General features: G+C 52.8%; 11 protein-coding genes. 1 reads left to right on the forward strand and 10 read right to left on the reverse strand.

Annotated features, from left to right (window positions below):
• Nucleotides 1–117 precede the first annotated feature (117 nt).
• The 10 genes from NP590_RS03470 to NP590_RS03515 form a co-directional block, all read right to left on the reverse strand.
• Nucleotides 118–1,530: an ABC transporter permease subunit gene (locus NP590_RS03470; RefSeq protein ID WP_256600827.1), complete on the reverse strand. Its 1,413-nt coding sequence runs from the start codon at nucleotides 1,528–1,530 to the stop codon at nucleotides 118–120.
• Nucleotides 1,527–2,252, reverse strand: a complete 726-nt coding sequence (locus NP590_RS03475; RefSeq protein WP_256600828.1) for an ABC transporter ATP-binding protein — start codon at nucleotides 2,250–2,252, stop codon at nucleotides 1,527–1,529. Before NP590_RS03475 ends, NP590_RS03470 begins: the two co-directional genes overlap by 4 nt.
• A gap of 63 nt (nucleotides 2,253–2,315) precedes the next feature.
• Nucleotides 2,316–4,871 carry a TonB-dependent receptor gene (locus tag NP590_RS03480; RefSeq protein WP_256600829.1) on the reverse strand — a complete coding sequence of 852 codons (2,556 nt, stop codon included), beginning with the start codon at nucleotides 4,869–4,871 and terminating at the stop codon, nucleotides 2,316–2,318.
• Nucleotides 4,868–6,352 (reverse strand): HupE/UreJ family protein, encoded by a 1,485-nt coding sequence (locus NP590_RS03485; RefSeq protein WP_256600830.1) that lies wholly within the window; start codon nucleotides 6,350–6,352, stop codon nucleotides 4,868–4,870. Before NP590_RS03485 ends, NP590_RS03480 begins: the two co-directional genes overlap by 4 nt.
• Before the next feature lie 138 nt (nucleotides 6,353–6,490).
• Nucleotides 6,491–8,002, reverse strand: coding sequence for a B12-binding domain-containing radical SAM protein (locus NP590_RS03490; RefSeq protein WP_256600831.1), 1,512 nt, complete (start codon nucleotides 8,000–8,002; stop codon nucleotides 6,491–6,493).
• Between the two features lie 60 nt (nucleotides 8,003–8,062).
• Nucleotides 8,063–8,311, reverse strand: coding sequence for a SpoIIE family protein phosphatase (locus NP590_RS03495; RefSeq protein WP_371927230.1), 249 nt, complete (start codon nucleotides 8,309–8,311; stop codon nucleotides 8,063–8,065).
• Nucleotides 8,312–8,327: 16 nt separating this feature from the next.
• On the reverse strand, nucleotides 8,328–8,714 hold the full coding sequence (locus NP590_RS03500) for a PAS domain-containing protein (protein ID WP_256600833.1): 387 nt from the start codon (nucleotides 8,712–8,714) through the stop codon (nucleotides 8,328–8,330).
• 304 nt (nucleotides 8,715–9,018) lie between these two features.
• Nucleotides 9,019–9,372 (reverse strand): hypothetical protein, encoded by a 354-nt coding sequence (locus tag NP590_RS03505; RefSeq protein ID WP_256600835.1) that lies wholly within the window; start codon nucleotides 9,370–9,372, stop codon nucleotides 9,019–9,021.
• A 10-nt stretch (nucleotides 9,373–9,382) separates the two neighbouring features.
• A complete protein-coding gene (locus NP590_RS03510) occupies nucleotides 9,383–9,568 on the reverse strand; it encodes a hypothetical protein (protein WP_256600836.1) in 186 nt (61 codons plus the stop codon).
• 12 nt (nucleotides 9,569–9,580) lie between these two features.
• Entirely contained in the window at nucleotides 9,581–9,817 is a 237-nt protein-coding gene (locus NP590_RS03515) for a thioredoxin family protein (RefSeq protein ID WP_256600837.1), read from the reverse strand.
• A gap of 242 nt (nucleotides 9,818–10,059) precedes the next feature.
• On the opposite strand from NP590_RS03515, the gene NP590_RS03520 reads away from it, so the two are divergent.
• On the forward strand, nucleotides 10,060–11,301 hold the full coding sequence (locus NP590_RS03520; RefSeq protein ID WP_256600838.1) for a glycerophosphodiester phosphodiesterase: 1,242 nt from the start codon (nucleotides 10,060–10,062) through the stop codon (nucleotides 11,299–11,301).
• Nucleotides 11,302–11,767: the final 466 nt, after the last annotated feature.

Raw genomic sequence — 11,767 nt, forward strand, 5'->3', positions numbered from 1 at the left:
GTGCAGCCAGCCCGGACCATGCGGCACTGATCGTCAACAACAACAAAAACAAACCAATGATCGTAATATTCAAAGGGTTGCGGCGAAATCGGATCCATTCAACGGATAGTAGATTCATCATGGGGTCAGCCTATTTGCGGAAAGGGTTAAAAGCATGAGTGCGGCAAAAAGCCAGCCCATCAGTACCATCAAATCGAGGAGTGCGGCTTTCAAGGCGAATTCAATCTTGGGGGCCTGATATTCGAAGGCTTTGACGCTGCGCCAGTCGGATTCCTGGCCCTTGGCGTTGCGTTCGGTGCCGTGACTGCGTTCGCGATCCCAATCTTCGGTTAAATCGATAAAGTAATGCCGGTATTCTTCCGCCGCGTCTTCAAAATCCCGTTGATGGGCTAAATCCATCCCGGCCATCGCCATTGACAGTGAACGAATGGCGATACTGGGTCCCAACCAGGACGCCAAGTGAGTTAAATGCTGTTGAACGGCAAAATTGTCGCGTAAACGATCAAAATGCAATTCATGTACCCGAACCGAGTAACCATCATTATGCTGCCGGTTGAGCGATACAAAGCCAACCGGCAAATCTTCCTTACGATTAACTCCATATTCCCGCAGCACCTGAGCTTCAAAGGCCTGGGCGCGTTGCTCATGAGTGCCGTCGCCCTCCAGACCTTGGGCAATATCGGTCTTTATGGCTTCCCAGAAGCGGCTGGCGGTGGGGTTGGGCGATAAGGTTTCGGCGGTTACCGCGCCGAGCCGCGGCGCGATAAACACGCTGGCCAACCAAAATGCCAATAGGCAAAACAGGGCAACACGGCTGGTCCGGAAAAAAGCCGAGGCCGCAATCGAGACGGCGGCAAAGATGGTGTAATAGATTAAAAACATCAAAAATGATGCTAGCAATCGCGACACATCATCCGGACCCAAACTGAAGTTTTGTCCTAACAGCAGCAAGGCAATCAGCAATGCGGGCGATAACACCAGCATAAAAGCCGCCAGCAAACCCAAAAGCTTGCCGAATACTAACGATCTGGCGGCGATACCCAAACTATGTAGCATGCGCAGGGTTCCACGTTCCCGTTCCTGACTGACCGAGTTAAACGTCAGCGCCACAATCATTAAAGGCAACAAGGCATACAGAACAAAACTGGTGGTCGCTTGTCCGAAACGGTTGGCGAGTATCTGATCGGTACTAGGACTGAAGCGTGTCAGATTGCGCTTATGCGGCTCCAGCCACAGCGATTGGCCGACAAAAGGCCGCAAGCCGGGGTCCAGTGCGGCGCTCGGCAAATCGGGCTTGAACACGTAAATGCCGTAATGTGCCGCCGAATGTGGGTTTTTGACGCTTTGGGTATTCCATTGTTCCTTGGCGGTCATGCCGACACTGTGTTTTTCCTGGCGCATTTGCTTCAGTTCGTGAGTAGACGCCAGAAAAAAGCCCAGAAAAATCGCCAATAGTACAATACCCAGTATCCACAGCCGGCCATCGCGCAGGGTCGAAACGAATTCCTTGCGAATAATAGCCGCTATCATGCCAGCCCCCTGGCATGAGCCAGATACTTTTGTTCCAGTTCATCATGCCGCACGGTGTGTGCATCGAACTCCTCTACCAGACGGCCGGCTTTCATGATGCCTATACGATCAGCCACTTGCTTGGCGTTAAATAAGTCGTGCGTGGCCATCAGAACAGCAACGCCCGAATCGGCGGCGGCACGGATGCGCTGGGCAAAATCGTTGGCCGCACTTGGGTCCAGCCCCGAGGTAGGCTCATCCAGCAACATGGCCGAGGCGTGTTTGGCGCTGGCTATCGCCAGACCGACTTTTTGCCGCATCCCCTTCGAATAAGCCGCTACCCGTTTAACATGGGCGTCGGCCTGCAAGCCGCTGTCGGATAACAGTTGGCTCGCTTGTTCGCGGCTGAGATGTATGCCGGCCAGGGCGCAGAAAAAATTCAAATTTTCCAGGCCGCTCATCAGTTCGTACAGCGCGACGTTCTCGGGCAAATAGGCCACTTTGTCGCGCACCAAATCGGGGTGTTCATGCGGCGACCGGCCCTCTATCAACACTTGGCCGGCATTCGGCCGGTTAAAGGTCAGGAAGGTGCTGATGGTGGTGGATTTGCCGGCGCCGTTGCCGCCCAATAGCGCGTAGACGCAGCCTTTGGGAACGCGCAGATTCAACGCATCAATGGCGCGGTGCTGTTTATAGTTGACGACCAGATTCCGGGCTTCGAGTACAAGTGATGAGGTATTCATATCGAGATTTTGACCATAAAAGTTGGCGAAAAGCGAGTCAACACGTCCTTGTGCCGATGTGCATCAGTATTTCAACGAGAGGCTCACATAGTAGGTGCGTTGCGCCAATGGATTATTTTCGTAAACATCTTGATCCAGAATATTATCAACGCCCGCGGAAACGGTGCTTTTCAAATGATGGTATTCGGGTAAGCGGTAATTGGTCTTGAAATCGACAAAAGTGTATTCATCGGAACCATTGAATACATTGGCTTCGGTATCCACGTTGGTAATCTGGTGAAACATGTCGCTGCGATAGCGTACGTTGCCGGTGACATCCCATTCCGGCAGAACCCGATAGGTGGCGCTGACATTCGCCTGCAGTCTGGGCGTTCTGGGCCACTCATTGCCTTCCAGGCCTCTGGCTTGCGGGTTGTTAACAATTTGCTTGTTCATGAAGATGGTATTCGCCATAAAATCCAAGGGAAGTCCGAATAATCCGTACTGTTGGTAGGTCAGGTCAACGCCGATGGTTTCGGTTTCTCCAATCGCCAGATAGGTGTTGGGGCCGTTACCGCCTGCAAGTAGCGGGTTGTAGGAAAATATTTCGTCTTTAATCTGGTCGTAAAAGAAATTTGCCCGGATATATCCCTGAGCCAAATTGTACTGGGTCATAAAATTATGGAAGTAACCGTTTTCAGGGCCAAGGTTAGGGTCGGAAAACGTGGTGCCGGCTACAGTGTTTTTGCTGGCAAACAGTTCTTCGGCCACCGGGAATCGATAGGCCTTGGAGAATGAATAACGGAAGGTCCAAGCATCCGGCGAGTATTCGATAGAGGCTTTCGGCGAAATCCGCGATTGTTCCCGATCTGCATAGTTCTGAATCCGGCGGCGATCGTTCACGGCCCGGTTGTAGTTATAAAAATGACCGTCGATCGCTTGAAAATGATCGAATCGCAAGCCGGCCATCACGCTCCAGTCTTTCAGGAAGCGCCATTCCAATTGCGAAAACAGGCTGTTGGTTTGAGTTTGGCCGCCGGAGTCGCTGACAGTCTTATCTCGGTTGGCATTCGCGTAGTTGTCGCTGTTGTAAACCTTGTTATTGTTATTGCCATGGACTAACTGATAGCCGCCCATGAACGACAAATCCTTGCGCCCCAGAAATTCATCGGTAGCCAGCTTTAGATCGTAGGTTGCCCACCAGGTATCGACATCGGTGACTTGTCCCGGTAACACGTCGTTGACCAATGCACGCCTGTCTTGCGCCAATCCGGCCGATTGTATGGTTTTGTCATGGAAGGCATCGTAATAACTGGCGGTGGTGTCGATATTCCAGGTGTCGGAAATTTTACCCTTTAAACTCCAGCCGTAATTCAAGGCCTGACGGTTTTGCTCTTGCAGACGGAAACCGTTGGTCGGCACTCTAAAGTAGTATCCATCTTGCGAATAAATTCTGCTATTTGGAATACTGTAGACGGTTTGGCCTGTCAACGCGTTTCTGGACAAAACCAGCGGATCGCCGTTGCTTCTGATGCGCTCCTCGTAGGCGATGGTGAAACGGGTCTGCAAATCGTCGGTGAGGTCATAAGCCATTTTCACCTTGAATAGATCGGTATCGGTCTTGTCGATTCCGTTGTCGCCGAAAATGAAGTTTTTACCGCCCGTGGGGCTGGGGATCAAATGGGCGCCTGTTACGGGAATGACTGTTGCGGTTCCCGGAGACGTTAAAGCCGCGGTCGTGCCGATCGGATCCATGGGCTGGCCTTCATTGGTCAAATGGTTGTACGAACCGTAAATACTGAACTTATCAAACCGGTCTCCCGCCGACAGAAAGGTTCTGAACCCCTGCAATACCTGGTTTCGACCGCCTCTATGCATGTCCTGAAAGATACCGGTCGCATCCATTTGCGCTTCGAATTTATCCGGCATTTTGGTGTTCAGATTCACCACGCCGCCGAAGGAATGGCCGTCGTATTGGGCAGAGAAAGGGCCGAACAATACGTCGACCGATTCGATTTCGCTGGGCGCGACCATGGACCAGCGCGGCGCGGCCGTATGGCCGGCATTGACCATGTTGTAGATGGGCATGCCGTCGGTAAATATCATGCTATGGGCCGACTGCGTGATATTGGAACCGCGCATTGCAATCGGCGCGTTGGCATCCCCGGCGTAACGTCTACGAACGTTCACGCCGGGGATATAGCGTAAGGCGTCTTCCACCGTGGTGGCATTCACCTTGGTCTCAATATCCTCCCTGGACACTTTAAATTGAGGTGTGGCTTTTGCCGTGTTGGGGAAAAAGCTTTTATTGCTTGCATCGACCACTTCCACTTCCGCCAATTGTTCGGCTTTATCCGGTGCGTGATGTTTGGGAAAGGTTTTCGGATGCTGTTTGCCGGCGGGTTCCTCCGTGGGTTTGGCATAAACATCCATTCCCAAAGCGCAACTCAAGGCGAATACCAATAATTTTTGCGGATACCGGGATGTCAAAGGCCCGTGTTGCAGCGTATTAGCGCGGAGTTTCGGGTTCGCCGCCAACCATAACTCACCCGGGGAGCCGGCTGCTTGTTTAGCCAAGTTCTCCGCCAGAACGGGCGCGGCTACAGTGTTTACGGTATCTATCGGTTTTCTCATAGTCATAGTAGTTTGTTGCTTGTTATTGTTGTTTTGGAAAGTGAGGAGCCTGACTTAGAGGCATTGCTTACAAAACCGGGAGCGGGTTTGTCCCGCAATGCTCTCGGTTCGTGAAGTTCGGAAGGGGTTGGCAGCGTATCGGTTGAGTCTTTAGACTCACGCGGATTGTTAGTTGCTTGCATCGGCGTGCAATTGCGCCGCGGCTTGACCGGCGACCATAATTTCACGGCATGACGCGAATCACGAATGGCGGAATTGATGGTGCGATTTATCTTCCGGCCGAAGACATTGCCGTTGTGAAACCGGGCGAAGATTGATTGAAGACGGTTGTCTTCAAGGGATGGAAAACGAGGCTTACGGAGGGGAAAGGTGTTTTGCGGAATTGAAACGCTGGGTGGCGATGTGAGACCGACACCGTTACTGAGCAAATGTCTGCCGGGGCTATGGTTAATGTCCGGAAAAAAATCGTTGAAATCGGATTTGCCGATGTTTGGGTATTCGATGCCGAACGAAGATAAATGCGCAACCGGATATGCCGCTTGAAAAGCCGATTGCTCGAATGTCAACCTAGCGGCATAGCCGCGATTCTTGAATACTTTAAGGCTGGATTTTGAGCTCGTCCCGCTTGCATCGCCGCCAAAATCAAGCGTTCCGCCGCCGGCAAAAGCGGGGAATAATTCGGCGCGGATACGACTCGAAGCGGATTCAATATTCAAGGTCTGTTTGAACAGTAAGCAAAGGGCATGGCTATCCCCGCTCGGTCGACCTTTTCGTAAGGAATGATCGTTCGGCGGGTTTTTACACTGCGCTAATGCAGTGGTTTTTACCTTGCCGTCGATGCTCCATTCGGCACTTTTGGCAACCGCCAAGTTGGAAAAAATCAAAGTCAGTAGGCAGGCTACGCAGAATACGATTAACTTGGCAACTAAAATGCCCGTGCCATGCAGCAATAGCGTTGCCAGCATGAAACCCAGCGTATAGGAAAGCAAACTGGCCGAGGTGGAGATTTCGTGGCCGTGCGCGAAGCCATGGAAAAATGCAAAAAAAGCCACGATCAGCACATTGATTTTGGCGGAGAACCGCATTTTTCGGCTGATCAATACGCTGAATACGGCGGCGGAAAGCAGTATGATGCCCTCCGAACTGGGAATGGAAATACCCGACGCGCCGGCGATGCCGCCTAGACTCATGACTCCGACGAAAGCCAAGGGTAACATCCAGATGGCTTGTCCTCTTAACTGTGCCGCCCAAATGCCAACCGCCAGCATGGTGATCAAATGATCCCAGCCGGTTAACGGATGACTAAAACCATCGTTCAAACCCAGGCTGTCGAAACTCGCGAATCGCCCGCACATAAAAAACGCTACCAGTAAAAAAGGCAGTCCGACGGCAAGCATTCGCTTGGACAGTCTTAATCTGAAATCAGGTTTTTTGAGCGTAAGGGTTGATTGCATTGCAAAATAGAGACAGGAATCGGCTGGTAGCAAATTTTAAAAGGCCGGTAGTATAGGCAGGGGATTTTCAGGAAGCAATATTTTCTAAATCTTGAACTCGTCAAAAACATGGCGATTCCAAAACTCTAATACACAAGGGCGTGCCTTCTGACTGGCTAGACGAAATGTCAATTATTGAGTAGCCTGCGCCAGCTTTTGGCGTTTGTTGGCGACGCCTGCTTTGCCGTTGGCGGGCGTTTGTTTGATGCTTAAAAAATCCGGTCGGCTTTTTTCCCCGCTACGGGCAAAATCCCACTCCAGCAAGTCCTTGGCCGTTTCCGGCGGTATCCGCAAGGTTTCGGTCATGGCGGTGTAGGTCAGTTCGAACAGGCGTTTCAAGGCAATTTGCCAGGTGCTGCCGGCCATGGCGTACAGGGCGTCGCTGAATTGTAAAAAGCGGGCAAAGGGCTGGTCGGCCAGAATCGCCGGCAGGGTTGCGTTGAAGCGCCCGGAATTGCCGATCAAATCCCAAAAGCGGGCGAAGCGGTTCAGGCGTTGCAGGTCGGCGAAACCGATGTCGCTGCTGCAGAGAATGGCATAGGGCGGGTTGGGGTCGTAGCGTAGTTCATATTCCTGGTTATGCCGGTTGAGCGGAGCGCCGCGCAGACGTTTCAAAATGCCGACTTGGATTTCCTGCGGATGTAAAGCTACCAACTGGTTGAAACTGCGGCCGAAACCCTCAAGCGTGTCGCCGGGCAGGCCGGCAATCAAATCGGCATGAATATGGGCGTGCGAATGTTGCCGCAACCAAGCCAGGTTGGCGCGGGTTTTGTCGTTGTCTTGCTTGCGGCTGATACGCTGTTGCACCGCCGGATCGAAGCTTTGCACGCCCACCTCGAATTGCAGGCTGCCGGGCGGGAATTTTTGAATGGCTAGTTTCAGACGTTCGGGCAGGTTGTCCGGTATCACTTCAAAATGCAGATACAGATCGTGGGTAGGTTTGGCCAGAAAAAATTCCAGTATCGCCACGCTACTGTCGACTTTTAAATTAAAGGTGCGGTCGATGAATTTGAAATGTCGGGCGCCGCGCCGGTAGAGTAGCTCCATATCCTGTAGAAACGCGCCCAACTCGAAGGGTTTGGCGGTGACATCCAGCGAGGACAGGCAAAATTCGCATTTGAACGGGCAGCCGCGCGAGGCTTCCACGTAAACGATGCGCTGCTTCAGGTCGGTATCGCTGTAATACGGGTAGGGCGATGCCAATGCCGATAACGGCGCCGTTTCGCCCGTCATGATTTTTTGTTGCGGCGGCTGGCCGGTTAAAAGCCGCCGGCACAAGTCGGGAAAACTGATTTCGCCTGTGCCGGTAATGATGACATCCGCCAACTCCGCAACCGGCGGCAAGTCCGGTGGATGGCTGACTTCCGGCCCACCCAGCACAATGTGGATTTGCGGCGCCACCTGTTTCAGGATGCCGACCAAAGCGCCAATCTCCGCCACGTTCCAGATATACACGCCCAGACCGATAATCTCGGGCTGCTGCATTAGCAATTGTTCGGCAATATCCAACGGCCGCTGATTGATGGTGAATTCCAGCAGGGCCGTGTCGTTTTGCAGTTCGCCCAGGTTGGCGTAGAGGTAGCGCCGGCCGAAAGCCGTATGAATGTAACGGGCGTTTAGGGTGGAGATGACGATGCGGGGCATGAAAATGTCGAGCGGGGCGGCGGAATAACCGGCTCAGGATAGCATGGATTGCCACGGTTCCTAAGGTCGCAATGCCTCGCAATCTATCTTCATGACGGACACGTCGTCGTGTATGGCGTCGGGATCGACAAAATCGATAAACGTTTTGTAGGGTTGGCCGGCCTTATCCCTGCCGTTGATCTGCTCTCCAAACAATGCCAGTGCCCGCTGAATACCGAAAGATTCGCCACGGCTGTTTCGCGCGTCGGTCAAACCGTCGGAATATAAAAACAGATGTTGCGGGCGTTGTTCGTCCCATTGCCAATGGATGGTTTTGGCGTCGAATTCATCCGGCGGCCTTGCGTTCGGAGATGTCGCGGATGATTTTTGCGGCGCCGATCAGGCGGCCGTCGGAGTTTCTGATGGGTGAGATGCTGATGGAGGCGGGAAAATTTGCCCCATTTTTGCGGATGCGAACCGTTTCGTAGTGCTGAATATGCTCGCCTTGCAAAATTCTGCCGAGAATCACCTTTTCTTCCCCGTGCCTTTCCCTGGGAATCAATTGGGTGATGGGCCGGCCGAAGATTTCCTCTTCCCGGTAGCCGAACATGCGTTCGGCGGCGGGGTTCCAACTGGTGACCAAGCCGTTTAAATCCTTGCCGATGATGGCATCGTTGGAGGATTCAATGATGGATCGATACCAAGCCCCGGGATTGCGGATGCTTGAGCCCATCCTGGTGCCTCTACTAGTTTTTTTATCCATTTCCGCCGCCACTGTTGAAAAATGCGGGCGGTGAACCGTTTCATCGGCCGCATGCATGAAGCAATGGGCGTAAGTCTAGCATGGGCCACATAGATTGAGCACTATGCAGGATGGCGGACAAGCGCGGGACCGAATACCGTAAAATCAGCGCTAAAAATTGCGGAATTGCTTTCGCTCGAATGTTGGCGGGTTTTGCTTGCGAAGGGCTTTTACCGGCTTCCCAGGGGCGGGAAGACCGGTAAAAAAGGGGAACGTTCTCAGTCGATTATAAAAATTAACCCTTGCCCGGCAACATGCCGACCGTGCCTGGTTTGATGCGCTTGCAGGTCACCACCACATCTTCCTGGTAGCATTTTTGCTGAGCGTTATCGCCGCAGGGGCTGCAGACGGTATTGCCGGCGGTTTTGATGTCCTCCAGATGCCAGCCGTAACCTTGGGTTTGGCAGAAGCGCTTGCTGAATCTGTCGACCGTATAGGGTTTGGATGCGGCTTGCTTGGCCTTGCTTTCTATATCGCAATGCGCGGGCAGGGTGTTGGCCATCACATCCCGGTAAATATATTCGGTGGCACCGGCTGAACCGCTTAAAAACAAACTCAATAGAAATCCGCTGATAATAAGTTTTTTCATGGCATGGTCCTTAGTATTCTTTGATGACCCGAATGTTCATCTGTTGATTTTCTTCGCTGATTTGTTGTTTGATGGGCTCGAACTTTTCGTTTTCGTTGAGCTTGACCGCCAAAATGGCGCCCACCAATGCAATGGTTGCCAATGACATATATAAAACAAAGTGATCTTTTTCAGGTGCTTCGACGTGTTGGTTCATGGTGGTTACCTCTCAGGATTTCAAAGCGGTCAATGCCGCGCCAAAGTTGATATGAAACACTTGGTCGTCCAGGACCAAGGCGGGGACGGAAACGACGCCGGCAGCTTCCGCGGCGGCAATGCGGTCGGCCTGTTCGCCGAGGTGCACGCTTTCCAATTGGTATTTGTTGCGATCCAGCGCGTTGATCAGCATTTGTTCGGCGCCCAGGCAAACCGGGCAACCGGCGTGATAAAAAACCGCGTTTGACATATTCGACTCCTCGTTGTTATTGGTATCGAGTCGAAACGATATACAAGAAATGCGTTATTGTCAAACAAATATCGCTTCGATATTTTTTTTAAGGGTTTTTATTTTTCAGAATGGTCAACTCGCCGAGGGGAATAAAGGGTTCGAGGGAGGCCGTCAACTAGCCTTAACAGCATGGTAATCATCTTGTCATGAGCCTATCCCTAAAATGCCGGAGTCATTCAACTACCCAAGGAAAACCCGACATGTTAGATTCGAATCTAAAATTGGCGTTGCCGGCCCTGGCCGCTGCCGCACTGTTTGTAATCCACGCGCCCGCGCAAGCGGCCCAGCCGCATATGGAAAATTCGCCACTGGTAATTGGACATCGCGGCGCCTCCGGCTATCGCCCTGAACACACGCTGGAAAGTTACGCCTTGGCGATTGAACAGGGCGCGGATTTCATCGAGCCCGATCTGGTGTTGACCAAGGACAAACACATGATTGCGCGCCACGAACCCATGATCGGCGCCACTACGGACGTGGCCGACCACCCGGAATTTGCCGACCGCAAAACCAGGCGCATGGTGGATGGGGTGGAATACCTGGATTGGTTTGCCAGCGACTTTACCCTGGCCGAAATCAAAACCTTGCGCGCGGTACAAGCACGAGCGGGCCGCGATAGTCAGTACGACGGCTTGTTCCCGATACCGACGTTGGAAGAAGTGATTGCCTTGGCCAAAAGCCGGAGTAAGGAAACCGGCCGCGCTATCGGTATTTATCCAGAGATCAAACATTCGACTTATCACGCCACGCTAAAAAAACCATCCGGCCGGCCGCTGTTCGGTGCGAATTATTTTGAAGACCAATTGCTGAAAACCCTGCATAAAGCGTACGGAAACAGTGCCTGCGCACCGGTGTTCATACAATCCTTTGAAGTGAGCAATCTGCAATATCTGAGCGGCAAAACGCATATCCGTCTGGTGCAATTGATCGATGCGGACGATGTCAACGCGGACGGTTCGCTGTCGTTGCTACCGCCGTATCGGCAACCCTACGATTTTGTGGTTAACGGCGATGCGCGCGATTTTGCCGATTTGTTGACCGCCGACGGACTGGACTTCGTTGCAACTTATGCCGATGTCATCGGCCCCTGGAAACCGTATTTGCTGCAAACCGTGGCGGACGGCGTTGATCGTGATGGGGATGGCGTCATCACGATCAAGGACAGGCGGGTGGACGGCAGTACCGGCGTGATTGAAATGGCGCACGACAAAGGTTTGGCCGTGCATACCTGGACCTTCCGCAACGACGCCAGCGGCTACGGCTTTGCCGACCCGCGCGAGGAAATGACTTATTACTTCGATTTGGGGGTCGACGGTTTGTTTACCGATTTTGCCGACACCGGCGTCGAAGCCCGCGATGCGTCCAGCAACGCCGGCGAACCAAAACACTTGAGACAGTGCGGTTCGCAAAACAAACATCCGCGCAAGGGCCGGCATAAATAAGGTTCCGAACAGTTACTCTGAAAGTCACGCGGCAACCGCCCAAAATACTAACGACATAACGCCGTTGACTTTCATATGCCGGGGTGATTGCCAAGCCTTCATGAGCGTTACTCTGAAAGTAAAAAATCGAGCGGGTACGGTTGCTTGTTGGACAGGCGTCGGCAGCAAGGATGCTGCCGTCGAGCCTACACGGACGTATTTACGGCGTCCTGTCCGGCGAGGAACCGTGCCCGGCTGCACTACTTTCATTTGCCGGGGCGATCGCCCGGCCTTCATGAACGTTACTCTGAAAGTCATGCTGGGAACGGCGCGCGGTCGCGTTCGCAAGGCCGGCATCATTCTGTTCCCTCTACCTGCGGAAGCTGTCGTAAAAGCTCCCTCTCCTTGCGGGAGAGGGGGTGTAACTAATAAACCATTGTTTTATATACCCTCATCCTAACCTTCTCCCGCAGGGAGAAGGGACTTG

It is taken from the genome of Methylomonas subterranea (assembly GCF_024505185.1).
In the GTDB taxonomy this organism is placed as follows: Bacteria; Pseudomonadota; Gammaproteobacteria; order Methylococcales; family Methylomonadaceae; genus Methylomonas; species Methylomonas subterranea.